Below are 25875 nucleotides of genomic sequence, written 5' to 3' on the forward strand. Positions count from 1 at the left end.
ACTCGTTCGACTTGCATGTATTAGGCACGCCGCCAGCGTTCGTCCTGAGCCAGGATCAAACTCTCATCTTATAGATGAAAAGCTTTTAACTAGCTCATCAAATTAATTGTTTTTTATAAGCGAATTGACTTCGCAATGTTTAATTTCTTATGATCTAAATCATAAGAATCCTTACACATCATCGATTATCAATCTTGTTCAGTTTTCAAAGATCTACTTATCAGTTAACTGCTTTCAACAAGCAGCTCTTTAATTATATCAGGTCATCAACTTAATGTCAACAACTTTTTATAATTAAATTTTTGAATTAATTTGTTACTCTTTGTCATATCAACAACGCAACATTAATTATTATGCCATTTTAAAAAATGAAAGTCAACAACTTTTTATAATTAATTTTGAATTAATGTTTAACAAATTTAAAATTAAGCAACTAAGATAATATCAAAAGCTAAATTTAAAGTCAACATTTTTTAATAAATAAAATATAAAAGCATGTCGTAAATGACAACAAAAATAATAATACCAATAAAACAAAATATAGTCAATAACTATTTATATATTTCTATTTTATTTATTAAAACTTCTGAAACTGGGCGATCATTATTATCAACTTCAACATCCGCTATTTTATCAACTACATCAATTCCCTTAATTGTTTGACCGAAAACTGTATGTCTAAAATCTAGCCATGGAGTTCCACCATTATTTTTATATGCATCAATAACTTCACTAGCAAACTTAGACTTTTTCATAGGTTCTATTAAATTGTCTGCTAAATGTTTATTTTGAACAATAAAAAATTGACTACCATTAGTATTAGGACCGGCATTAGCCATTGATAATGCACCTCTAAAATTATATAAATCGTCAGAAAATTCATCATCAAATGGTTGATTCCAAATGCTTTCACCACCAGCACCTGTATCAGTTGGATCACCAGATTGAATCATAAAGTCTTTAATAACTCTGTGAAAATTAATTTGATCATAATAACCTACTTCAGCAAGTTTAGTAAAGTTTTCAACTGCCATTGGTGCTTGTTCAGGAAATAATCTAATTTCAATATCACCATAATTAGTCTTTATAATAGCTAAAGGACCATTTTCTTCATCTAAATTCAACTGCGGATAATTAATAGTAAATTCCTCCAAATAATTATTTATTTAACAAACATATAATATAATAAAATAAAATTGGATAAATGATAAGTCTTTTTTCATAATTTATTTTATTATTATGCATTTATTCTTATAAATTTGGTAAAATTACTCTATACATTTAAATTAAGGAGAAAAATATGAATACTTTAATAGATTTTATACTCCATATAGATAATCATATAATCAATTTGGTTACTTATTTTGGTAATTGGACATATATTATACTTTTTGCTGTTATATTCGTAGAAACAGGAGTAGTTATTATGCCATTTTTACCAGGCGATTCTTTACTATTTGCAGCATCAGCTATTTCAGCAAATCCTCAATATCATTTAAATACTTGGATATTTATAGTTGTATTCCTATTAGCATCATTTTTAGGTGATACTTTAAACTTCTATTTAGGAGATAAAATAGGTTATAAGATAACAAAACAAAAATGGGTAGCAAAAGTTATAAAACCGGAACAAATAGATAAGGCAAAATCTTTTTTTGATAAATATGGTATATTAGCAATATTCATAGCTAGATTTATGCCAATCATTAGAACATTAGCCCCCTTTATTGCTGCTACAAGTGGTTATAAATATAATAAATTTATAAAGTATAATTTATCAGCATGTATAGTTTGGGTACTACTTTGTTGTGGTGCTGGTCACTTTTTTGGTAACATTCCATTTGTTCAAGAACATTTTTCAGTAGTAGTCATTGGAATTATATTAATTACTTTAATACCTGGAATAGTAGCTTTTATAAAAGAGAAAAAACAAAAATAAAAAGAGTGGAATAATATTCCGCTCTTTTTTATTGGAGTTCTTTTTTACCCTTGCTTAAAATAAAAGAACATAAAAACAAGAATATAAAAAATAATCCTAATGAACATACAAAAAAGTATCTGTCAGGAAAAGCTAAAATAATAGGATTTTGTTTAATATTAAATATCCAATCATTATTGTTAAAAAATATTTGATGAAATTTTATAAAAATGTCATTAAAATCAAGAATAATTAAAACAAACATAAAAATAGATATATAAATAGTTAATTTCAAAAAATTGATCCATAAACTAATAAATTTTTTAATTGCATATTTATAATAAACTTTTAATGAGATTGGCAAAGAAAAAAACATAAATAAGTTATTAAAAATAACTAATTGCTTTACATTATAAAAATGATGAATTCCTCTTCTATCTATAAGAAAACTAGCATTTAAATGATCTATAAAAGGAGATTGTAAATAAGTAACAATATTATAATAATTATTCATTAGCTCATTTATTGTTTTATGGGAATTAATATCAATGTGAAACATTAATATCGACGAATAGTATAAAAAAGGTATATTTATAATTATAAATATACCTAAACTTATTACAGATAAAAGAATAAGAGTAATACTTAATATATTAATACAGTTAAATTTAAACATTCTAAACTATCCAATCATCCAATGAATCAATTTCGTTAGTTGGTTTTATATTCATCTTAGAAACTTGATTTTTAGTTGATAGTCCTGAATAAACTAATAAAGTATCAATGCCAAAATTAATTCCTGCAGAAATGTCAGTCATATAATTATCGCCAACCATTACGACCTCATCTTTATTTAATTTAATTTTATCTAATGCGTTTTCTAAAATAATGCTTTCAGGTTTACCAATAAATATTGGATCAACTTGTGTTGCATACCTAACCAAATCAACTAAAGAACCAGCACCTGGAAGCATCCCCTTTTCATTTGGAATGTTACTATCAGGATTTGTACCAATAAATTTAGCACCTGCTCTAATGTACAATACAGCTTTACTTAATTTATCGTAGTCAGTATTAGAATCCAAACCAACTACTACATAATCTGGTTGTTCATCATATACAATTTCAAATCCATTATTTTCTAAAGCAGTGATTAAACCTTTTTCCCCCACTACATAAACTTTGCGTTTCTTTCCAGCAATTTTGTCCATATAATCAGCAGTTGCTAATCCAGCAGTATAAACATTATCTTCTCTTACATGAATGTCGTGATTATCAGATAAGTTTTTAACAACATCAATAGGCATTTTAGTAGTGTTATTAGTAACAAACATAAAAGAAATATCCTTATTTTGTAATCTTTCAATAAATCTTTTTGCAGCAGGAATTCTTTTACTACCTGCATAAATCGTCCCATCTAAATCAATAAAGTATCCATTATATTTTTTCATAACTAATCTCCCTGTTTAATTGTAAAATGACGCTTACCCTTACCATCACTTTTAGTAATACGCATATGTTTACGCTTGTTAATAGGCTTTTTATGCTTAGTTACTTTCTCTTCAAAATTATGATTTCTATTTTTACGTTTTCTACGAGGATTGCGACGCTTTTTACTGAAATGACTATTTCTAAAGTTATTTTTAGCTTCTAAATTATTAATAACAAAATACTTAGCACCTACATTAGCATACTCATAAATGTAGTCTTCAATTGAGCTATATTGATATTGTGGGGGTACTTTAGCATCATCTTTAAGAAAACCCTTTAATCTTAGAACCCCATAAGCATAATCACCTACAATATAATTATATTTACTGAAAATTGGATTATATTGTTGTTTAAAGATTTCTAAATCAAAACAATTTTCAACATTCTTAATTATTTCATAATCATGTCCATTAATGAGCAGTCTATCATCATTTTCTTGTGATATTTTTGCCAATGGCTTTTTAGATGATCTATTTTCTTCTACTGTTTCTTCAATAGTCTTACGATCCAAATAAAACTCTCCTAATCTTTTTTGTTTAAAGGATATTTTTTTGATAAATAAGTGGCAAATACATCCCTTAATGTTTGATCATATAAAATATGATTATCACCTACAATAGCAATAGTTGGGAAAAATGGAATAAATGAATAATGATCCAATAAGGCAATGTCATAACTATCATTATCTTTAATAATTTTACCATTATAAAAAACTTTACGGGTCTTCATATCAACATCAATACCGGAATAATTTAATTCACCAAAGTATTTACCACGAAATCCCATTCCTTTTTGTTCAAATTGAATTAAAAATTTACGATTTTTTCCATTTCCATCATCATACGCCATAAATCATAACCCTTTAAGGTGGTCTTCATTACATGCATAGAGTGAGGAAGGATTTTATGCAATTGATTTTTATCAACTATTCCTTTAGGTAAATCATCTAGAAATAACCCATCATTCATAATTGCAACGTCTGTTTGAGCTTTCTCTTTCATAGCTTCGAGACCTTCTTTCATAATAGAAGGTTCACCTCTTAATGATGTATGCATGCTATAAGGAATATCTGCTACTTTCGATTGTGCTAATATATTTTCACCACGTTCTTCTAATCCTTGGATATAATGTTCATCATCAGCTTGTTCTGGTAAATTTGATGTTTTAACCACTGAAGCAACCTTATCAGTAATCTTACCATCTGATACGGATAACTTAATTTCTCCAACATAATGACCATATTTACCAGCTGCAGCTAATAATGATTTATTATCATATTCACCATTCTTAAATAAATGATGTGTATGACTGCCAATAATAATATCAAATTGTGGGAACTTACTAGCAATTAAACGATCCTGAGTAACACCTAAGTGTGATAGCAAGACCATCACGTCATAATTGTCATTATCATTTTTTATAAGATCAGGAATAATTTTTTGATCATCAACAGGATTCCATCCTTCTAACTCATAAGTAGAATGATAAGGAGCCGTTAACCCTAGTAATTTTACTTTAGTACCATTTTTACTTTTAATAATCTTTTTTCTTTTTGCCCAAGTTGGTTGTTTACCAGTTTTTAGATCAAACAAGTTATCCAAAACTACATCAAAGTTAGCATCGTCATATAGATGGTTTAATTCATCTTTACTATTAGTTAATCCTTCATTATTTCCAATAGTGGCAGCATCGTAATGAACTTGATTTAATAAATCTATATTCGCTTTGCCATCAGTTGCTTCTGTTAACGGATGAGCACGATCCACTGCATCCCCTAAATCAACAGTTATAACAAAATAGCCCTGATTTTCTAGCTTATGTTTTTCTGAGGCCAAATATCTAACAATTTTAGGCCAATTTTCAAAATGAGAATGTAAATCGTTTGTATGCAAAATAGCAATTTTATCTAACAATTCACTTACCTCCTAATCAATGTCTTTTCGCAAAGTCAATACTCTTACCCAAAACCATCTCCTGTACTTCAGATTCAGATAATGGAGCACCAAAAGATGGTTTTGATTTTAAATAGTCTAATTCTGGAGAATCTACACCTACGTTCAAATCATCTTTAATTGGCACCGAATAATGATGAATATGGCCATGAAGATTAATAATTTTTTCAACCTTACCCATCATCATTGGATAATGAGTCATGTAGTACTGACAATGGTTCATCTTTATTAATACACCAACATCATGAAATTCAAATTTAAGTTTTCCATTAATGTAATAGTTATGATTACTTAAGAACTTAAATAAATCACGACTATCATGATTACCTTTAATTAAAATTAAATTACCATGCAATTTTTTCAAAACATTAAAAATTGCTTCATAGGCTTTCTTTGCTGGCTTTATGTGATGTACAGCAATATCACCTAAATGGTATACCGTATCATTAATTTGAACTTTACTATTCCAATTATCAATAATTTTATTATTCATATCATCAACAAAGAAAAAAGGTCTTGGAGCAAAGTCATCAATACCTAACATATGTTTATCAAAAAAATGCGTATCAGAAATAAAGTACTGAATATAATTACTCCCTTTCAATATTAACTAACTATATATTACAACAATAAACGTAAAAATATAAATTGCAAAATAAAAAGATAACTCCAAAATTGGAATTATCTTTTTGATGAACTTCATCTGTTAATGATTTTATAATGTATAATGTTATAATCCAAACGATTGAACCAATCAGAGCAAATAAAGTATTCATTCTAAATAACATTACAATTGCTACAAAAACCAAGAATCCTAAAACAAAATAATTAGAATAAGGGAAAAATGGCATCTTAAAAGTTAATTTGTTAGTTTCATTTTTACTTGAAACTACTTTACGATATTTTAAATGGGCTAAAACAATCAATCCCCAAATAAATAAGAAACATGTAGTAGCAATACTAGAAACTAGTTGAAATACACCATCAGGCATATAAGCATTTAAAATTAATGAAAGTGTAATTATTACAATAGAAAATAAAATACCTTTAGAAGGAATTTGATGTTTATTTAAAGATCCTAATTGCTTTCCTAAAGGCTTTTTAGATCCATATGTTAATGAATAAATCATTCTTCCTGTTGTAAAAATAGCAGAATTACATGCTGAAACAGCAGCTGTCAGTACAACAAAATTAATAATTGCGGCGGCAGAACCAACCCCTATATTTTGAAATACTTGTACAAAAGGACTAGAAGCAGCATTAATATGATTCCATGGATAAATACACATTAAAGCTATTAATGAACCAATATAGAAAATTAGTATTCTAGATGGGACTTCATTAATTGCTTTAGGGATTACTTTTTCTGGATCATTAGTTTCAGAAGCAGTCATTCCAATCATTTCGATTCCTGCAAAACTAAATATAACCATTTGAAAGCTTAAAAGAAAACCACTAAGGCCATGTGAAAACATTGAGTTTCCAAATAAGTTGCTTAAACTAGCATGTCCTACTGGTGTTTTGTAATTCATTATGACTAAAACTACACCTGTAGCTATTAAGGCTAAGATTGCAACTACTTTTATTAAAGCAAACCAAAATTCAGTTTCGCCAAAAGCAGAAACATTAATTGAGTTAGCCAAAAATAATACAATAAGTAAAAATAAACCTGTTACCCATTGTGGTATTCCTGGAAACCAAAAATGCACATACAAACCAGCAGCAGTAATTTCGGCCATCGCAATTGAAATCCAACAGGCCCAATAAGTCCATCCTGCAACGAAGCCTATTTTTTTACCTAAATATTTATCAATAAATTCAATATATGAATGACAATTAACATCAGATAATAATAATTCTCCAAGAGATCTCATAATGAAGAATCCAGCTACTCCGGCTATCAAATAAGCAAGAACAATTGATGGACCTGCAAACTGAATTGATTCACCAGCACCTAAAAATAGTCCTGTTCCAATTGTTCCTCCAAGAGCTATTAACTGAACATGACGATTCTTTAATCCCTTAGATAATTGTTCATTATCTTTGTTGGGCGTATCTTTCATAAGTCTATGCACTCCCTTTACTAATTTAATTATACATAATAATTATTTATAAGATACTGTAGTAAAAGTAATTTAAAGAAAAATTTACTTTATAAATATTGCTTTGTCAACATTTATTCATGATTTTGACATTTAAATGAATTTTATTCATCTATCAATGAAATAAAAAAAAGAACTCAAAATGAGTTCCTTTTTATTAATTATTTACGTAGTCTTTCAATATCTTTAACAATCATTAATTCTTCATTAGTTGGAATCAATAAAGTCTTAATTGATGAATCATCAGAACTAATATCTCTTTCTACAGCACGAATATGGTTCTTTTCTGGATCAACACCAACACCAAAGTAACTTAATTTGTCGGCTACTTCTTGTCTAATGCCAATATCATTTTCACCAACACCGGCAGTAAATACAATAGCATCTACACCATTCATTTCAGCAACATATTGACCAACATATCTAATAATACGATTCATGTACATATTACGAGCTAATTCAGCTTGATGATTGTCAGCTTTTACAGCTTCCAAATCACGCATATCAGCTGATACTTCAGAAACACCTAACAATCCAGACTTCTTGTTTAGAATGTTAATCATTTCATTAACATCAGTAATGCCTTCTTTTTCCATAATATATGCAAGTAATGAAGGATCAACATCGCCAGAACGAGTTGCCATCATAACACCAGTTACTGGAGTAAAGCCCATTGATGTATCAAGTGACTTTCCATGATCAATAGCACAAATAGAGGCACCAGCACCTAAATGCATTACAACTAATTTTAAATCTTTTAGTGGTTTACCAAGCATATCAGCAGCACGACTTGAAACATAACGGTAGCTAGTACCATGTGCTCCATATTTACGAGCTTTATGTTCACGATAGTATTTATATGGTAAAGCATACATGTAATTTTCTTCTGGCATTGAAGTATGGAATGAAGTATCAAAAACAGCAACACTAATTACATTAGGCAAAATCTTCTTGAATGCCTTAATACCTAAAATATTTGCAGGTTCATGTAATGGTGCTAATTCTGATAATTCTTCAAGTTTTTTCAAAACATCATCAGTAATAACAACAGAATCAGTAAAGAATTCACCACCAGCAACAACACGATGACCTACACCTGTAATTTCATTGTAATCATCAATGATATCTAAACTTAGTAGTTTATCTAAAACTAATTTAATAGCTTCTTCATGATTTTCAATATCCATAGTTTTATGGAATTTCTTACCATCACCATATTTAATAGCAACATCAGATTTAGTTAAACCAATACGATCAATGGCACCACTTGAAATTAGTTTTTCAGAAGGCATTTCAAATAATTTGAATTTTAATGTGGAGCTTCCAGCATTAATAGCAATAGACTTTCCCATAATAGTTCTCCTTAATTTGTTTTATTTTAGTAAGTTATTTTCTTCCCATTCAACAATTTCAGCTAAATATTTTTGGAAAGCTGATGGATTTTTGAAAGAAGGAAATTCCCCTAACATTATTTTATCAACTTGTTTAGCATCATTACCATGTTTTTGTAAAATTAAAATAGCTTTTTGAGCTTTAACATTAGTAAATAATTCTTTAGGTAAGTTTAATAACCCTTGCATATATGCATTATCTTGGTTCCATTTTAATAATTCCTTAGCTGCAGGAGTATTAAAAAGATTACTTGGTACTAAGAAAACACCAAATCCACCTGGCTTAACATGGTTCATCCCTTGTTCAATCAACAAATGATGTGCATATGAATGACCATCATTAGATCTAGTTTTATAATTCTTAGTATTTTCATCAATTGGGTAATAACCAACCGGTAAATCAGAAATAACTAAGTCTGAATCATCCACCAATAAATTATCAACTGCATCTTGATGAATTAACTCAACATCGTCAATCTTATTTTGCATTTGAAAGTTTAAACTAGCAATAGCCAACATAGAATCATCATTATCGACACCGACACCATGTATATTTGTTTTAAGTGCATCTGATAACTGATTAATAACGGTACTTAATAAATTACCAGTTCCAACAGCTAAATCAAGCACACTTAAATTAGACTTATTTTTATATAGTCTAATAATTAAATATCCCATAATTGAGGCAATTGTATCAGGAGTTATTTGATGATTTGCTTGAACAGCATCTTCTTTAGTTGCTTTAATCATAGCCATCTGAATAGCCTTTCTAATTGACTCAGCATCTATAGAATTATAATCTACTTTATTATACAGCTTTTCTAATTTAGAAACTATATCTTCATTAGGCTTATCATCTTCAACATGAACAGTATTATTATTTATCATATTATCACCATTTTCGATAAAGGCATCTAAATATGACACATCTAATTCTTTTTTCAATATTTCAGTAGATTTGTCCAATACATTAAACAAAGTTTCTGTATCTTTCTCAGCCAGTATTCTCACTCCCTTAAAAGATTTAATACAAGTTTAATATTACCAGATTATTATTAATTAATTCAAGATAAACAAATAATTACTTATATTAATAATTTTTTATTAATTCATTAATTGTAGTTATTTCAGCATTATAATTTAAAAATTTAATTGATAAAATAATTGATAAAACTATTAAGAATATTAATGCAATCATTGTAGCAGAACCATTATGTTTAACTTTTTTCAATAGAAGTCTCACTTTCAAATTCTTGATGATTAATAAATTTCAACTTAATAAACAGATGATTTTTATGAATACTAAAATATGTTGAAGCAATATTTTCTAAGATTGGTACATGTCCACTTTTATTGCCAGAAAGTCTTAACATATTTTTATAGGTTTGAATCCTATATTCTTTATGATTTGATGGATTAATTAAGGTTATATTATTATCATCTATTTTAACAACTCTTAAATTTAACTTTTTAGATTCAATTGTGCTTAAAAAAACGTGATAATTAATAATCTCACTTCTTTGGTGTCTATCAGAATTATTAATATACAAATTTGTGGTATTAATTATCATAGCAATTAAGCTTAAAATTAATAAACCAATAATACTTTCTATTACTGTAAAACCTCTTCTATTTAAGGTTATTCTCATATTTTTTTCTACTTTCGATTAAATGATTTTCAGCATGTTTTATACCATTATTAATAGATTGATCACATTCAATATAAAATAATATACCTAAAGTAATTAAAATAATTGCTATTAAACTATCTATAATCACAAACCCATCTAAATTTTTATTCAATATGATATACACCCCATCCAAGCTGAAAAGTTTGTATATAATCATTCTTTAACAGATTAGAATGCCAACGGTAAGTTGCAGGAGCAACATACCCACCACTTTTAATATCAATTATATAAGAATTACCATAAATGCTCATAGTATTCGGGATATTAAGAGATTTATTAACACCATTCCAATAAATAAAATGAACATTATTTTTATTTACGATAATTGTACTTGTTATTTTAGATTTTTCATTTTTGTTAATTTTTGTAGACATAACAATACTATCCCATTGATATTTAAAAGAATTCCAAAATTTTTGTTCATCATTACGCTGATAATTTTTAATATTAGGATAAATAAAAAGTGTAATACCTATAAACAAAGAAGTAATCATTAATACAATAATCATTTCGATATTAGTAAATCCAAACTTACTCTTTTTTAATTGCTTTATTATTATCAATATTAATGCCCTGTTTTTCTGCTCGTGAAATTTGTGATGAATTCAAATAATCATTTTCCTTCAAAGATTGATACGTAACATTAGCATCACCCTTATCAATCAGATAAGCATCGATTTGACTTTGAACCAAAGATATCATTGCATTGTTATGAATAGATTCAGCCTTTTTTCTTTGACCATTTAAATTAGGTACAATTATTAAAATTAATAATGAAATAATGAATAATACAATGGTCATTTCAATTAAAGTAAATCCAGATCTTTTTTTACATATTTTCATGTTTATATTCCCCTTAATGAGTTATAAATGGGCATCAAAATTGATAAATATCCTAATATAATTCCGATACCAATTAATAAAAATAAAATTGGTTGAACTAAGTTAATCAAACGATTACTTTTATTAATCATGTCTTCAAATTGAAGTCTTGAAAACATAAATAAATTGTTAATTATTTTTCCCTTAGAATTACCTTGTGACAAAAATAAAATAAATTCTTTAGGGATAAAATTATATTTTTGTATAAGTTTTGTATAATTCATCCCATTTTCTAGTTCTTTTTTTATTTCATTACTTAATGAATAAATAATTGTTGATTTGTCGAAGCTATTCATTATAAATAATATATTTTTAATATCAATACCATTGCTTAACATTAAATATAAATTATATGACAAATAATATCCCATATAATACTGATATATTTTCCCAATAAAAGGTATTTTAATTAAAAATTCTTTTCTTTTTAAAAAGGATAAACTTTTGTAATAAATAAAAATTAGCAATAAGAACATAAATATTAATAATATAAAAAAATATAAATAACTTAAATCATATTTTTCAACACTACCGATTGCTCCTATCTGTGGAACAATGACTTTATTGATACCAATTAATGCCATTAAAAGCATCAATATTAAAAATAACGGATACATTAAAACTTCTTGTATTTTTTTGTTTTGTTTATTTTTAATAGAAATATATTTATTTATTTCTTTTAAGCAGCTAATCAAGTTACCATTCTTTTCACTAATATATATTTGATTATAAAATTCACCATCTATATATTTTCTAATACTATAACTAAAGTGATATCCTTGTTCCAATTTTGATAAAACATCATCAATAATATTTTCCTTAATTGTTGTTTGTTTTATGAAAATTAATGATTCCTTAAGGTTAAATCCTGAATCTAATAGTTCACTAAGCGTTTTAAACAATAGCTGCTGTTCTGGTCCTTTTAGTCTTGTATTAAACAAAATTTACTACTCCTCATTTATATCCATATATGCAGTCATATTTCCATCTTTATCATTTACTAATTTCTGGTAAACAACTGTATTAATGGCATGATTTATGTCCGATGAATCAACATTTAATTGTTTTAAACGATTAATTACCCCATTTTTATTATTGGCATGAATAGTACTGATTACTAAATGGCCAGAAAGTGCGGCTCTTATTGCAGCATTAGCAGTTCTAGTATCTCTTATTTCGCCAATAATAAATATATCTGGTCGATGCCGTAGCCCAACTTTAATCAGCTCATCATATCCCATATTAGCAGAATCATTTACTTGTAATTGTAAAAATTCATCTTCAATTATTTCTACTGGATCTTCAATCGTCATTATAATTTTTTTAGGACTAATGCTTTTAGCTAATTTATAAGCCGATGTTGTTTTTCCAGAACCAGTAGGACCTGCAAACAAAATCATTCCTCCTTTGTAGAATCTTTTCTTTAGAGATATCAAATTATTATAATCTGCATAACTCAAATCAGAGTCTTCTATACTATAAATAATTCTAATTACCATCGATTCTTTATTACTAAAATTACTAACCGATGAAAATCTTAAATAATATTTTTGACTATCTAATTTATATACAAATGAACCTATTTGTGGCCTTCTATTTTCACTAATAGCCATATTCGATATATATTTACAATAATTAAGCAAAGTTTTAGAAAAAGAACTATCTATTACTGAATGTTCTAATATTCTTACATTCGTGTGCATTTTAATATTAAAATTATCACCTGCTGGAAATATATAAATATCACTTGCTTTAATATCAATGGCATGATTAATTAAATCATTAAAGTACTCCTTCATTTTCATATAAATATCCTCCACTAATATATTCGCAAAAAAGTGTATGTATTTTTTATAAAAAAAAGATGTGTAGAATAACTACACATCTTAAATCATTATTTAATTATTCAGCATCTTCTGGTAACTTAGCAGCTTCATAGACGTCTTGAACATCGTCATTTTCATCTAATTCATCAATTAAGCCAGTATATTGTGATGCTTTATCACTAGGAACTTCAGTAACAGTTTGTGGGAACATTGTTACTTCGGCAGTATCTAGTGTATATTTCTTTTGCAATTCATCACGAACAGCATTTAAATCTGAAGGAGTAACAAAAATTTCAAATTTTTCATCGCTAGCCTTCATATCATCTGCACCAGCATCCAATGCATCCATTAACATATCATCTTCATCAACATCTAAGCCATCACGTAAAATTACAATGTAACCCTTACGATCAAACATATATGAAACAGAACCATTAGAACCTAGAGATCCACCATGATGAGTGAATGCAGAACGAATAGCTGCAGCAGTACGGTTTTTATTGTCTGTTAAACAAGAAACCATAACGGCTGTACCAGCTGGTCCGTATCCTTCATAAGTTATTTCTTCATAATTAGCTCCACCAACACCAGTTGCTTTATCTAGTGCACGTTGGATATTATCTTTAGGCATGTTAGCAGCATGTGCCTTATCAATAACTAAACGTAATTGAGGGTTACCATCTACTTCTGCACCCCCTGCTTTAGCTGCTTGGTATAAATCACGTGAAATCTTTTGGAAAATCTTACCACGTTTTTTATCTTGGGCACCTTTACGACCTTGTATGTTATGCCATTTTGAATGTCCTGACATGATCTCAGCACTCCTCTCGTTTAATTCAAATTCTTCATTTTACAAACATATTAATTATATCAATGCGAATATTAATAATCAAGTACATTACTATTTTGTTGATTGTCTTTCAACAATATCATAATTTAATAGCACTTGTTTTTTATCAACATCTTCATTATTCATTATTTTAGTAAGTAATCTCATCGCAACAGCTCCAACATCATATAACGGATGAGTTATTGATGACAATTGAGGTCTTACCAATCTTGATATTTTGGTGTCGTTGCTAGTAAATATTTCAAAGTCATCTGGTACTTTAATATTCAGATCCGTTAAACCATTTAGTAAACCTGCAGCCAATTCGTCATTAGTAACAACTGCTGCTGTTATATTTTTAGATAAAATACTATTAACTAAATTATAACTGGATTGATAATTACCATTTGTCGAAAATACCAATGACTTATCAAATACATAATTCTTTTCTTGTAGGGCCTTTTTATATCCCACTAATCGATAATCTAAATTAATTGGCTGATTTAAAGAACCAGAAATAAAAGCAATTTTCTTATTACCATTGTTAATTAATTTACTAGTCTCAGTTTTAACAGCAGAAATATAATCAATATTGACGCTGGGAACAGAATTACTTTCATCTACAGATCCAGCTAGTACTATAGGAACATTAGAATTTTTAAATTCTTGGCGTAATTTATCATTAATCTCGTTTCCCATAAAAATAATACCATCAACTTGCTTGCTCAATAGATTATTCAAAACTTTAACTTGTTTAGATGAATCATCGTCTGAGTTGGCTAAAATAATATTATATTTATACATAGAAGCGATGTCATCTATACCTCTGGCTAAAGATGCAAAATATTCATCAGTAACATCAGGAATAATAACTCCTACAGTTGTAGTCTTTTTGCTAGCTAATCCTCTAGCGACAGCATTAGGACGATATTCCATCTTATTAATTACATTCATTACCTTATTTTTCGTGGCAGGTCTAACATTAGAATTACCATTTAAAACTCTTGAAACTGTTGCCATTGAAACTTTAGATTCCCTAGCAACATCATAAATAGTTATATTTTGCTTATTCATATTTTAATCCTTTCTAAACAAATAATAGAAAGTTTTATAGCGCTTTCATTTATTGTATAAATATAGCAGATTAAAATAAAAATAACAAGTAAGCAAAAAAGACTTAGGATTAATCATTTTAATTAATTCTAAGTCTTTTTTGTTCAATTACTTGTCACTATCTTTTTTTAAAAAATCAGGATCTACGACAACGTCTTCGTTATCATCATTATTTTTATTATTAACATCCTTAGATTTTTCTCTTAAATTATTAGCAGCTTTATGAAATTGAGTACTACCTTCATCATAGTAGTATTGAGCCTTATTCATTACGTTATCATTAGCCTTGCCTGCAGCATCTTTAATTTTAGATGTAGCATCTGAAGTCTTAGATTGTAATGATTGTTTAGCATCATCTACTGAATCCATAGCATAAAACGCATAGTCTAATGCACGATCTTTCAAACTATTAGCTGCATCTTTAGTAGTATCTACTAATTTTTTGGCTTTGTCGTCATCTAATTTACGATAAGCAACATAAGCAGCTGCCGCAGCTCCAGCAGTTAGTCCCATAAAAAATAATCCTGCTTTTTTCATAAAAAACACTCTCCTTATTTTCTAAATACTTTAAAGCCTATACCTGCTAGCTTTTCAAGAAAAGAAGGTTTGTTTCTCTCTTGAAATTTCTTTGTTAAGCTTTGAGTAGCACTATTCAAATCAGAAACACTTTGACCAACATCAGCAGCAGCTTGATATACAGGATCTAATGTATTAACTTTTTCATTTAAATCTTTAATCATAGAATTAGAACTGATCATAATTTCTTCAGTTTGCTTAGACAAAACATTAACATCTTGAGAAATTGAGTTAATATTCTTATTAACCTCATCAACGGTTTTTGAAAGTTTAATTAAAACAAACGCAGCACTTACAGCTAATATTAAAAATGCAATTGCAGCAATTAAACCAGCTAGAGCTCCTATTGTCATACAATTCCTCCCCCTTATTTATACTATGCTTTTAGAATAGCATTTTCGTAAAAATTTTACAATTAGTTAACATTTAGTTGAGCCACCAATTGTCAAATTCATTGAACAACTTTTTCATTGCGTTACCACGATGACTAATCTTATTTTTTTCTGTTCTATTCATTTGCGCCAACGTCTTTTCCATACTAGGTACATAGAATAATGGATCATATCCAAAACCATTGTCTCCCCTGGATTCTTCTAAAATAGTACCATTCAATTCCCCATTAACAACTAATTTTTTACCATCATGTTTAATTAAAACCAGGCAAGTCTTAAAATTAGCACTTCGATTCTTTTTACCTGATAATTTGTTTAGTAATTTTTTATTGTTAGCAGAATCATCATGATCACCGGCATATCTAGCTGAATAAATGCCAGGTTCATCATTAATAACATGAACTTGTAATCCCGAATCATCAGCAAGAACTGGCAAATTTGTCATCCTATGAACAGCTTGTGCCTTAATAGTAGCATTTTCTTCAAAAGAATTACCATCTTCCTTAATAGCGCCTATTTCTGGAAAGTCTTTTAAGGTCTTAAAATTAATATTTTTAGATGCAAACATATTTCTAAATTCAATAGCTTTATTTTCATTATTAGTAGCAATTACAATCGTATTTAACATTAATATTCCTCCAATGTTTTCAAAGAAACTTTTTTAATATCAATATCTCGGTCTAACCATTCTTCTGCTACGAAGCGGAATTTTTCAACAGAACCAGTGGTATAAAAGTTTAATGTTCTAGTATGCGATAAACTATTTTTTAAGTTTAATTCATCAATTGTTTGCTTAATATCTTTAATTACAGCAATTCCTGGATCAACTAATCTAACATCAGCACCTACAGCATTTTGAATTAATTTACGCATAATTGGATAATGGGTACATCCCATTACTAAAGTATCAACATTATCTTTTATAATAGGCATTAAATCTTGGGTTACTAATTTCTGATCTTCTTGACTCTTATAATGTCCATCTTCAACCATTGGAATAAATCTAGGACAACCTAGGCTAAAAATTTTAACATCATTATTAATCGAACTAATAGTTTTTTCATAAGCTTTACTTTTTATGGTTCCATTAGTAGCAATTACACCTATACGCTTTTCTTTAGAAATATTAACTGCAGCTAAACTACCAGGATAAATTACACCTATAACTGGAATGTCTAAGGTATCTTTTAATAAGGATAGTGCATGAGCAGTAGCGGTGTTACATGCAATAACTAAAATCTTAATTCCCTTATCAATCAAGAAATCGGAAATTTGTTGAGCGAATTTTTTTATTTCTTCAGGACTTTTTTCACCATATGGCAATCTAGCTTCATCCCCAAAGTAAATAATATTCTCATTGGGAAATTGTTTAATAGCCTCCTTAGCCACAGTGAGTCCCCCAACACCTGAATCCATAAAACCAATTGCACGTTTATCCAATTACTTAACCTTCTTTCAAAAAGTGTTTAAATATATATTATCATCCTTTTGGAAGTTTTGAGCAACCTAGCAACGATATTTAGTAACACATTCCAAATTTTCTTGGATAAAATATACAAATCAATGATAAATTATAATATAATGAAAAATGACAAAAGGAATTGAGGTTAGTAAGTATGAATAATAATCTTTATAAAAAAATCATGGGTAATAAATCTACTAGTCAATATTGGGGACAAGAATTATTAAGAGATATATTGATAAAAGATTTATTAGGTACTGATGATCATAGTATCCTTTATTGGGCTGGGAAAAAAATTGCACGAAGATTTCCACTTAGAGATGCTTTAGATGTTAGTTTATTTTTTAAGCAATCCGGCTTAGGCGAGCTATCAATTATTTCAGAAAATAAACATGAAATAAAATGGACTTTAAGTGGAGAAATAGTGAAAGCTAGACTTGAATCTTCAGCTGATGCTGATTTTATGTTTGAAGCGGGCATTTTAGCTCAAATTGCACAACAACAAATGGGCGTTATTGCAGAAGCTGAAATGAATCCCAAGGAAGAAAAAAATGGTAAAGTAACAATTAGAGTACATATGGATCCAAAAAGTCCTACTAATGATTCTGATGATATTTCAAATTTTGATTTATATTCAAACTAAAAAAAGGCAACTTGTAATAAAACAAGTTGTCTTTTTTGTTAATTATAGATATTGATTTAAAATTTTAGCTAATTGTTCTTTGCTGTGATAGCCAACGATGCTATCAACAACTTTGCCATCTTTTTTAACTAGTAAAGTAGGTATACTCATAATCCCAAACTTTTGAGGGGTTTCAGGATTTTGGTCAACATCCATTTTATTAAAGGTAACTTTATCCCCCATATCTTCTGACAATTGTTCAACAACAGGTGATTGCATACGGCAAGGACCACACCAAGTTGCCCAAAAATCAGTTAAAGTAACCCCATCAGAAGTATCTTTTTCAAAAGTCTTATCTGTAGTTTCGGAAACCATATTAATAACCTCCTTCGTATTTACTAAAAGTAAGTTTAGCATTTTAATATAAGATTGCAAATAATATGTCTTATACGATATATTATCTTAGCTTAACAACCGTAGATCCATCTCCACCAGCATTAGGCGCAGAATATCCAAAGTCAGAAACTCTGCGATCACGTTTTAATAAATTAGTTACACCCTTACGTAAGGCTCCAGTTCCTTTACCATGAATAATAGTAATGGAAGGATAGCCAGCTAATACAGCTGAATCCAGATATTGATCTACTTCATGCATTGCATTTTCATAACGGTGACCTCTTAAGTCAAGGGTAGTCGATAATCCAGATGAACCAGACCTTTTTACACGCGTAGTAAAATTGTTTTCTTTTTCGGGTTTAACCTTTTCCAAATCAGTATCATCAATTTTCATCTTTAAAATACCAAGCTGTACTTCCCAACTATGGTTACCCATTTTACTCATTAATACTCCACGTTGGCCATAAGATTTAACTAGTACGTCGTCACCTTTGTGAAAATCATGCTTAGCTTTTTCTTTCTTTAATACTTTATTATTAGATAAACTAATATCCTGTCTCAATGAATTTAATTCACCCTTAGCGTTAATTAATTCATTTTCTTTAACTGAAACTTTACCAATCTGATCTTGTTTTTTGTGTAATTCTGCAATAATATGATCAGCTTTATTTTTAGCCTTTTTAGCAATTTCATTAGCCTTTTCTTTAGCTTCAGTAACAAGACGTTCTTTTTGATTTTGATACTTACTAAATTTATCGCTCAATTCTGCATGCAATTTAGTGGCATCAGCTAGCTGTGTTCTCAAATATTCAGCATTTTCTCGAGCTTGTTTAGTTTGATCAGTTAGTTCAACAATCATATTGTTTAAATCTTGACTATCTTGATCAGTTAATGAACGAGCTTCATTAATAATCTGATCTGATAATCCCAAGCGCTCTGCAATATTAAGCCCATTACTTTGACCAGGAATTCCCATTAATAAATGATATGTTGGTTGCAAAGTATCAACATCAAATTCCATTGAAGCATTAGTAGTTTTTACACGATTATAAGCATAAACTTTTAATTCGGGATAATGAGTAGTTGCAACAACTTCAGAATTAACTTCACCAATTTTATCTAAGATAGAAATAGCAAGTGCCGCACCTTCTTTAGGATCAGTACCTGCACCTAATTCATCAAGTAAAACCAAGCTTTTACTAGTAAGATTATTTAAAATATCGACAATGTTATCCATATGTGATGAAAAAGTACTTAAATTTTGTTCAATAGACTGTTCGTCACCTATGTCAGCAAAAACATTATCAAAAACACCAATTGTTGATTCTTCATTAGCAGTAACGAATAAACCAGACTGTCCCATTAATTGTAAAATACCTAACGTCTTAATAGTAATAGTCTTACCACCAGTATTAGGTCCAGTAATAACAATTGCACGGTTATATTCACCAATTTTTAAATCATTAGCAACCACTTTATCTTGATCAATTAGTGGATGTCTAGCTTGTTTTAAATTAACCCTATTGTCTGTAGAGACTAAAGGCTTAGTTGCTTTCATCTTACGAGCATACTTAGCTTTAGCATTTATTAAATCTAAATGACCTAAAATTTTAGAGTTATTAATTATTTCCCATTGATATGGTCTAATTAAGTCAGATAATTCAATTAAGATGCGTCTTTCTTCTTGTCTTTCAGCAATTTGATTTTGTCTAAGTTCATTATTTAATCCAATTACAGAACTAGGCTCTACGTATAAAGTTTGTCCGGAAGAACTACGATCATGAACTATTCCACCAAACTTATTTTTATATTCAGATTTAACCGGAATAACCATGCGATCTTCACGAATAGTTACTATTGGCTCAGTTAAATATTTAGCTTGTTTTTTGGTGTACCCATTCATAATATTACGAATGTCTGTTTTTACTTTATCAATTCTTTTACGAATGCCATTTAATTCTTTCGATGCAGAGCTTAATATGTTTCCTTCATCATCAATTGAAAAGGATAATTGTTTTGAAATAGTGGGTATAGTTTGAAATTCATCAACAATATCATAAAGTCTTTTAAAAGAAACATGGTCTTCATACATTTTGTCAAAAAAAGATACTAAAGCATTAGCAGATTTTAAAACTTTATTAATTTTAGATAGTTCACTGCCATTTAAAGTAGCATCAATTTTTAATCTCTTCATATATGGAGTTATATCATCCAATTTAGGAATCGATATTTCTTTATCTAAACGTAAAACATGCATTCCATCGTCAGTTTCATCCAACCAAAGATTAATAGACTTATCGTTGTTAGTTGGAACCAACGAAGATAATTCATTTTTACCATTTTTAGTAGTTAAATACTCATAAATTTTATTTTTTATTTTATTGTATTCTAAAGTATCAAAAACTTTAGTATCCATATTGGCATAATACCTCCTTATCTTAACCATTTCTTATATAAATCATGTGATAACAATGGTGTTCTATTAACAACAAAAGTAGCTACTTTAGAATCATAATATTGCTTCTTTATATTATTATCGGGCAGAACTAGTATAATATTTAAGATTAAAAAAATCATAAAATATGAAATTATAAAACTAATAAGAGCTCCACCAAAGGAATTTAATTCATGAATAACTGGAATAGAAGTTACATGGTTTATTATTCTCATAATAAATCTCACAACCACAGAAAGAATAATAAATAATATTAAAAAACTAATACTATTACATAAGAGATGATTACTAATAATATTAGTATGGGAAAATAAAATATCACTCAAATTTCTTGAATAAAGCAATGATAATAATAAAGTAGCTAAGAATCCAATAATTCTGATTATTTCTTGTGCTAATCCTTTTTTATATCCACTGTAAATACTAAAAATAAGTATTAAAGATATAATAATTGTAAATAACATTATTCTTTATAGTCCTTTTTTTCTAATTGATTAATCTTATTTTGCAATTTTACCTGCTCCGAAAAAGCGTTAAATGCCAATAATATTGCAGCATCAGCCTTATCTATATCAGGTGATAATTCTTTTAATTGATTTAATTGTTCATTCATTAATTCGGTAACTGTTTTCATATGTTCAACTGAACTTTTACCTACAAATGTATATGTTTTATTGTCTATTTTTGCTTTAAAGCGCTGATTTGCACTAGTCATGTTACACAAACCTCCTGATTATTCAATCACTATTTTAGCATAAAAATAAATTTAAAACAGTTATGCATAAAAAAAGAGCGTCCTATAAGACACCCTTTTAATGAATAATAATTATTCTTTTTTGTCATCATCTTTAGCTAAAAATGTGTTCAAGACAGATTCAACCATATCCCATTCTTCATCAGAATCAATAGTTTTTAAATCTCCACCTTGAGGATCAGTAGGATCATCATCATCTGGTAATACATAAGCTTCAATGTTTACTTCATCGTCATCTGATTTACCAACTGGATAAAGTAAAATATATGATTTTCCATAATCTTCTGATTGGAAAGTGAATAAAACATCATATAATTCTTCATTTCCATTTTCGTCAACCATTGTAATTTGTTGTGTTTGTTCTTCGTTATTCATTAATAAGCCTTCTCTCTATATATTTGTTAGTTTACCTTTACGATCTAAATAAGTTTGCAAAATTAATTCAGAAGCAATCTTATCAATGACCTTTTTACGACCTTTTCTAGAAGTATCAGCTTTCTCAATTAACATCCGTTCTGCTTCAACAGTCGTCAATCGTTCATCTTCAAAATCAACTGGTAAACCAAACTTTTCTTTTAACAGTTCACCATAGTGCTTTGATGCATCGACTCTAGGTCCGGAAGTGTTATTCATATTTTTTGGTAATCCGAGCACAAATCCTTGTACACCGTATTTTTCAACTAATTGATCAACGCGATCTAAACCAAATTCCTCTTCTTCTTCTTTAATCGGAATAATTTCAACTCCTTGAGCTGTCCATCCCAATAAATCACTAACAGAAATTCCAACGGTTCTAGAACCAACGTCCATTCCCATTAATCTCATAAACTATTTATCCTCACTGTTATTCTTAACCAAATAGAAACGAACTAATTCTTCAATAATTTCGTCTCTTTCATAACGACGAATTAGATTCCTTGCATCATTAAAACGAGGAATATATGCAGGATCTCCTGAGATAAGATATCCTACAATTTGATTATATGGATCATACCCCTTTTCTTCCAAAGATTTATATACTAACAATAAAGTATCATGAACATCCTTAGGAGTATTATTATTTAAATCAAAATACATTGTTTTATCTGAAGCACTCATTCCAAAACACCTCTATATCTATGATGTAAGATAACATAATTTCAATAAAACATTAATTATAAAATATTATAATTTTTGTAACCATTCAATGGCAGCATCCATAGCCTTAGCAAGTCCTTCTGGATTAGATCCACCGGCTTGTGCTAAATTAGGACGGCCACCACCGCCACCATTAATTTCACTAGAAATAGCTTTAATCAAATCTCCAGCTTTGATACCAGCTTTAACCTGATCATCACTAACGGCAACAATTAAATTAGCTTTACCCTTAATGCTTGTACCTAATACTAACACATCTGAGAGATTTTTATTACGCCAAGTATCAGCTAACTGTCTTAATTGACCCATACCGGAAACTTTTAATACACCTGTAATTACCTTTAGATTGCCAGCATTTTGTACATTTTCAAATACAGAATCTGCTTGTTGGTTGGCAATTTTAGTTTCTAAAGTTTCTTGTTTTTGTTGCAATTCTTTAATTTCTTCTTGTAGTTGATTTATTCTATTTGGAACTTCTTCAAGTTTATTGGTCTTAGTATTAATAGCAATTTGTTTCAAAATATTTTCTTCATTGTTCAAATATTTAAACGCATCACCAGAAGTAACGGCTTCAATTCTTCTTACTCCAGCACCAACTCCAGATTCAGAAGTAATCTTAAATAAGCCCAATTCATTAGTATTTTTAACATGATTTCCACCACAAAATTCTACAGAAAAATCACCAGCACTAACAACTCTTACTTTATCGCCATATTTATTATCAAATAAGGCAATTGCTCCCATTTTTTTACCATTTTCTTGGTCAGTTTCAACAGTATTAACAGGTAATTCCTTAAAGATTTGTTCATTAACTAGTTCTTCAACTTTATTTAAATCATCTTCAGTAACTGAACCAAAATGAGTAAAATCAAATCTTAGATAATTAGGTTCAACTAAAGATCCAGCTTGTTGAGTATGATCACCTAAGATATTTCTTAATGATTGGTCTAACAAGTGAGTGGCAGTATGATTTTTCTCAACTTTACTGTGGAAATGACGATCAACATCTAATGAATAACTATTATTTTTGTTCATAGGTTTTAGAACTTCAACAGTGTGTAAATTCTGACCATTAGGCGCATTTTGCACATCAGTTACCTTAGCACAAATATCACCATTGGCATCTTTAATTATACCTTGATCAGCAACTTGTCCACCCATTTCAGCATAAAATGGAGTTTTATCAAAAATAAATTCAGCAATTCCTTTATCAACTGAATCAACTAATTTTTCATTAACGATAATGTCAAGCAATTTAGCATCAGGAACACTTAGTTGATCATATCCAACGTACTTACTTGGTGTCTTAATTTCAATTAATAAGTCACGTTGTACACCCATTGATTTCTTATCTCCACGTGCATTACGTGCTCGATCTTTTTGCTTTTGCATTTCAGATTTAAAGCCATCTTCGTCAACAGAATAGCCTTCATCATTTAGATATTCTCTGGTCATTTCTAATGGGAATCCATAAGTATCATAAAGCTTAAATGCATCTTTTCCACTAACAACCTTATCGTCAGATTCTTTTAATCCATCTAAAAGATTATTTAATAAGTCTAAACCATCAGATAATGTTTCATTAAATCGTTTTTCTTCAGAATGAATAACTTTTGCCAAGTAATCCTTTTGTTCTAATACTTCTGGATAATAAGATTTCATTATTTCACCAACAATTGGTACTAATTTGTATAAGAAATCTTTTTCAATTCCTAATCGATGTCCTGAAACAATTGCTCTTCTAATTAATCTTCTAATAACATAGCCACGACCAACATTAGATGGAAGTGCACCATCGCCGATAGCAAATGTAATCGCACGTGCATGGTCAGCAATAATCTTGAAGTCCACATCATCTTGATCATTCACACCATATTTTTTATTATTACTAAATTCTTCAGTTTTATGAATAATTGGTAAAAATAAATCAGTTTCAAAGTTAGTTGGTGCATTTTGAAAAATAGAAGTTACACGTTCTAACCCCATCCCAGTATCAATGTTTTTTCTTGGTAGAGGTTCATAAGTATCATCAGGTTTATGGTTAAATTGTGAAAATACAATATTCCATACTTCCAGGTAGCGTTCATTTTCACCACCAGGATAGTTTTCTGGGTCATCTGGTTTTAAATCATCATGTTCAGGTCCACGATCATAAAAGACTTCAGTATCAGGGCCTGAAGGTCCTTGACCAATATCCCAAAAATTATCATCCATATCAATTAAATGATCTGGAGCAACTCCAGCAGCTTCCCAGTATTTTTTAGCATCAGTATCCTTAGGATAAACAGTCATATATAATTTGTCTTTATCCCAGCCAAACCAATCTGATGAAGTTAATAATTCAAAAGCCCAAGTAATGGCTTCTTTTTTAAAATAATCACCCACTGAGAAATTACCTAGCATTTCAAATAAGGTATGATGACGAGCAGTTTTACCAACATTTTCAATGTCATTAGTTCTAATACTCTTTTGTGAACTAGTCAAACGATGATTTTTAGGAACCACACTACCATCAAAATATTTTTTCATAGTAGCAACACCGGAATTAATCCATAACAAGGATGGATCATCTTTAGGTACTAATGAAGCACTAGGTTCAATAGTATGACCATGTTGCTTAAAAAAGTCCAAATACATAGCTCTAATTTGACTACTACTTAAGTTTTTCATAATTTTCCTCCAAAAAGCACAAAAACACCGTTGCAGTAAAGACGCTTACACGCGGTACCACTTTACTTGCAACGATGTTTTCGTTTACCTCTTTATTCTCAATAACGCTGAGTAGCGATTCAATTCATCATAAAAAGACAGCATTTATAAAAATAACTCACCTTTCGCACCAGCCAAGATGTCTCTTAAATAGTTATTTAATATAAATATATTCTC

Annotated in this window: 33 protein-coding genes and 1 rRNA gene; 2 read left to right on the forward strand and 32 right to left on the reverse strand. The window is 29.0% G+C overall.

Going from position 1 to position 25875, the window contains the following annotated elements; genetic code table 11:
• A 16S ribosomal RNA gene (locus C7N41_RS05985) occupies positions 1 to 71 on the reverse strand; the annotation flags it as partial.
• Positions 72 to 551: 480 nt separating this feature from the next.
• A complete protein-coding gene (locus C7N41_RS05990; RefSeq protein ID WP_105964989.1) occupies positions 552 to 1139 on the reverse strand; it encodes a peptidylprolyl isomerase in 588 nt (195 codons plus the stop codon).
• A gap of 161 nt (positions 1140 to 1300) precedes the next feature.
• Between C7N41_RS05990 and C7N41_RS05995 the strand changes: the two genes are divergently transcribed.
• Positions 1301 to 1939 (forward strand): VTT domain-containing protein, encoded by a 639-nt coding sequence (locus C7N41_RS05995; RefSeq protein WP_105964792.1) that lies wholly within the window; start codon positions 1301 to 1303, stop codon positions 1937 to 1939.
• Between the two features lie 28 nt (positions 1940 to 1967).
• Here C7N41_RS05995 and C7N41_RS07980 read toward each other — a convergent pair whose 3' ends face one another.
• From C7N41_RS07980 to racE, 22 genes are all read right to left on the reverse strand, one after another.
• On the reverse strand, positions 1968 to 2594 hold the full coding sequence (locus C7N41_RS07980) for a TIGR01906 family membrane protein (RefSeq protein ID WP_105964793.1): 627 nt from the start codon (positions 2592 to 2594) through the stop codon (positions 1968 to 1970).
• Position 2595: 1 nt separating this feature from the next.
• On the reverse strand, positions 2596 to 3369 hold the full coding sequence (locus tag C7N41_RS06005; RefSeq protein ID WP_105964794.1) for a TIGR01457 family HAD-type hydrolase: 774 nt from the start codon (positions 3367 to 3369) through the stop codon (positions 2596 to 2598).
• Positions 3370 to 3371: 2 nt separating this feature from the next.
• Positions 3372 to 3920, reverse strand: a complete 549-nt coding sequence (locus tag C7N41_RS06010; RefSeq protein ID WP_157944980.1) for a YutD family protein — start codon at positions 3918 to 3920, stop codon at positions 3372 to 3374.
• 11 nt (positions 3921 to 3931) lie between these two features.
• The gene (locus C7N41_RS07920) at positions 3932 to 4258 is read right to left on the reverse strand and encodes a hypothetical protein (RefSeq protein ID WP_318530572.1); all 327 of its coding nucleotides are present in this window, start codon (positions 4256 to 4258) and stop codon (positions 3932 to 3934) included.
• Positions 4216 to 5322, reverse strand: coding sequence for a bifunctional metallophosphatase/5'-nucleotidase (locus C7N41_RS06015; protein ID WP_318530573.1), 1107 nt, complete (start codon positions 5320 to 5322; stop codon positions 4216 to 4218). The genes C7N41_RS07920 and C7N41_RS06015 overlap by 43 nt, the downstream gene beginning before the upstream one ends.
• Before the next feature lie 16 nt (positions 5323 to 5338).
• Positions 5339 to 5947 carry a metallophosphoesterase family protein gene (locus C7N41_RS06020; protein ID WP_105964990.1) on the reverse strand — a complete coding sequence of 203 codons (609 nt, stop codon included), beginning with the start codon at positions 5945 to 5947 and terminating at the stop codon, positions 5339 to 5341.
• A gap of 28 nt (positions 5948 to 5975) precedes the next feature.
• Positions 5976 to 7424 (reverse strand): amino acid permease, encoded by a 1449-nt coding sequence (locus C7N41_RS06025; RefSeq protein WP_105964796.1) that lies wholly within the window; start codon positions 7422 to 7424, stop codon positions 5976 to 5978.
• A gap of 200 nt (positions 7425 to 7624) precedes the next feature.
• Complete coding sequence (locus C7N41_RS06030) at positions 7625 to 8815, reverse strand: acetate/propionate family kinase (protein ID WP_105964797.1); 1191 nt, start codon at positions 8813 to 8815, stop codon at positions 7625 to 7627.
• 21 nt (positions 8816 to 8836) lie between these two features.
• Positions 8837 to 9832: a class I SAM-dependent methyltransferase gene (locus tag C7N41_RS06035; RefSeq protein WP_174674033.1), complete on the reverse strand. Its 996-nt coding sequence runs from the start codon at positions 9830 to 9832 to the stop codon at positions 8837 to 8839.
• 112 nt (positions 9833 to 9944) lie between these two features.
• Positions 9945 to 10085 (reverse strand): hypothetical protein, encoded by a 141-nt coding sequence (locus C7N41_RS07695; RefSeq protein WP_157944981.1) that lies wholly within the window; start codon positions 10083 to 10085, stop codon positions 9945 to 9947.
• Complete coding sequence (locus C7N41_RS06040) at positions 10072 to 10503, reverse strand: ComGF family competence protein (RefSeq protein ID WP_105964798.1); 432 nt, start codon at positions 10501 to 10503, stop codon at positions 10072 to 10074. Before C7N41_RS06040 ends, C7N41_RS07695 begins: the two co-directional genes overlap by 14 nt.
• Positions 10484 to 10657, reverse strand: a complete 174-nt coding sequence (locus C7N41_RS07700; protein WP_157944373.1) for a hypothetical protein — start codon at positions 10655 to 10657, stop codon at positions 10484 to 10486. Before C7N41_RS07700 ends, C7N41_RS06040 begins: the two co-directional genes overlap by 20 nt.
• On the reverse strand, positions 10650 to 11108 hold the full coding sequence (locus C7N41_RS06045; protein ID WP_105964799.1) for a hypothetical protein: 459 nt from the start codon (positions 11106 to 11108) through the stop codon (positions 10650 to 10652). Before C7N41_RS06045 ends, C7N41_RS07700 begins: the two co-directional genes overlap by 8 nt.
• A complete protein-coding gene (gene comGC, locus C7N41_RS06050; RefSeq protein ID WP_105964800.1) occupies positions 11077 to 11388 on the reverse strand; it encodes a competence type IV pilus major pilin ComGC in 312 nt (103 codons plus the stop codon). The genes C7N41_RS06045 and comGC overlap by 32 nt, the downstream gene beginning before the upstream one ends.
• Positions 11389 to 11390: 2 nt before the next feature.
• Complete coding sequence (locus C7N41_RS06055; RefSeq protein ID WP_105964801.1) at positions 11391 to 12368, reverse strand: type II secretion system F family protein; 978 nt, start codon at positions 12366 to 12368, stop codon at positions 11391 to 11393.
• Between the two features lie 6 nt (positions 12369 to 12374).
• Positions 12375 to 13232: a competence type IV pilus ATPase ComGA gene (gene comGA / locus C7N41_RS06060; RefSeq protein WP_105964802.1), complete on the reverse strand. Its 858-nt coding sequence runs from the start codon at positions 13230 to 13232 to the stop codon at positions 12375 to 12377.
• A gap of 97 nt (positions 13233 to 13329) precedes the next feature.
• Positions 13330 to 14064 carry a YebC/PmpR family DNA-binding transcriptional regulator gene (locus C7N41_RS06065; protein WP_105964803.1) on the reverse strand — a complete coding sequence of 245 codons (735 nt, stop codon included), beginning with the start codon at positions 14062 to 14064 and terminating at the stop codon, positions 13330 to 13332.
• A 90-nt stretch (positions 14065 to 14154) separates the two neighbouring features.
• A complete protein-coding gene (gene ccpA, locus C7N41_RS06070; RefSeq protein WP_105964804.1) occupies positions 14155 to 15156 on the reverse strand; it encodes a catabolite control protein A in 1002 nt (333 codons plus the stop codon).
• Between the two features lie 147 nt (positions 15157 to 15303).
• Positions 15304 to 15732, reverse strand: coding sequence for a hypothetical protein (locus C7N41_RS06075; RefSeq protein WP_105964805.1), 429 nt, complete (start codon positions 15730 to 15732; stop codon positions 15304 to 15306).
• A gap of 14 nt (positions 15733 to 15746) precedes the next feature.
• On the reverse strand, positions 15747 to 16124 hold the full coding sequence (locus tag C7N41_RS06080) for a DUF948 domain-containing protein (RefSeq protein WP_105964806.1): 378 nt from the start codon (positions 16122 to 16124) through the stop codon (positions 15747 to 15749).
• A gap of 73 nt (positions 16125 to 16197) precedes the next feature.
• A complete protein-coding gene (locus tag C7N41_RS06085) occupies positions 16198 to 16791 on the reverse strand; it encodes an XTP/dITP diphosphatase (RefSeq protein ID WP_105964807.1) in 594 nt (197 codons plus the stop codon).
• On the reverse strand, positions 16791 to 17603 hold the full coding sequence (gene racE, locus C7N41_RS06090; RefSeq protein WP_105964808.1) for a glutamate racemase: 813 nt from the start codon (positions 17601 to 17603) through the stop codon (positions 16791 to 16793). The genes C7N41_RS06085 and racE overlap by 1 nt, the downstream gene beginning before the upstream one ends.
• A 176-nt stretch (positions 17604 to 17779) precedes the next feature.
• Between racE and C7N41_RS06095 the strand changes: the two genes are divergently transcribed.
• Positions 17780 to 18268 carry a YslB family protein gene (locus C7N41_RS06095; RefSeq protein WP_105964809.1) on the forward strand — a complete coding sequence of 163 codons (489 nt, stop codon included), beginning with the start codon at positions 17780 to 17782 and terminating at the stop codon, positions 18266 to 18268.
• Between the two features lie 42 nt (positions 18269 to 18310).
• Here C7N41_RS06095 and trxA read toward each other — a convergent pair whose 3' ends face one another.
• The 8 genes from trxA to alaS all read right to left on the reverse strand — a co-directional run bounded on the left by trxA (position 18311) and on the right by alaS (position 25659).
• Positions 18311 to 18622, reverse strand: a complete 312-nt coding sequence (trxA, locus tag C7N41_RS06100; protein WP_105964810.1) for a thioredoxin — start codon at positions 18620 to 18622, stop codon at positions 18311 to 18313.
• Positions 18623 to 18704: 82 nt separating this feature from the next.
• Complete coding sequence (locus C7N41_RS06105; RefSeq protein WP_105964811.1) at positions 18705 to 21059, reverse strand: endonuclease MutS2; 2355 nt, start codon at positions 21057 to 21059, stop codon at positions 18705 to 18707.
• A 17-nt stretch (positions 21060 to 21076) separates the two neighbouring features.
• Complete coding sequence (locus C7N41_RS06110; protein WP_105964812.1) at positions 21077 to 21562, reverse strand: CvpA family protein; 486 nt, start codon at positions 21560 to 21562, stop codon at positions 21077 to 21079.
• Positions 21562 to 21813: a cell division protein ZapA gene (locus C7N41_RS06115; protein WP_105964813.1), complete on the reverse strand. Its 252-nt coding sequence runs from the start codon at positions 21811 to 21813 to the stop codon at positions 21562 to 21564. Before C7N41_RS06115 ends, C7N41_RS06110 begins: the two co-directional genes overlap by 1 nt.
• 111 nt (positions 21814 to 21924) lie before the next feature.
• Positions 21925 to 22227, reverse strand: coding sequence for a DUF1292 domain-containing protein (locus tag C7N41_RS06120; protein WP_105964814.1), 303 nt, complete (start codon positions 22225 to 22227; stop codon positions 21925 to 21927).
• A gap of 15 nt (positions 22228 to 22242) precedes the next feature.
• Positions 22243 to 22677: a Holliday junction resolvase RuvX gene (ruvX, locus tag C7N41_RS06125; protein WP_105964815.1), complete on the reverse strand. Its 435-nt coding sequence runs from the start codon at positions 22675 to 22677 to the stop codon at positions 22243 to 22245.
• A gap of 3 nt (positions 22678 to 22680) precedes the next feature.
• Complete coding sequence (locus C7N41_RS06130) at positions 22681 to 22950, reverse strand: IreB family regulatory phosphoprotein (protein ID WP_105964816.1); 270 nt, start codon at positions 22948 to 22950, stop codon at positions 22681 to 22683.
• A 66-nt stretch (positions 22951 to 23016) separates the two neighbouring features.
• Positions 23017 to 25659 carry an alanine--tRNA ligase gene (alaS, locus tag C7N41_RS06135; RefSeq protein WP_105964817.1) on the reverse strand — a complete coding sequence of 881 codons (2643 nt, stop codon included), beginning with the start codon at positions 25657 to 25659 and terminating at the stop codon, positions 23017 to 23019.
• Positions 25660 to 25875 lie beyond the last annotated feature (216 nt).

Origin of the sequence: Apilactobacillus micheneri, assembly GCF_002993975.1 — a bacterium.
GTDB lineage: Bacteria > Bacillota > Bacilli > Lactobacillales > Lactobacillaceae > Apilactobacillus > Apilactobacillus micheneri.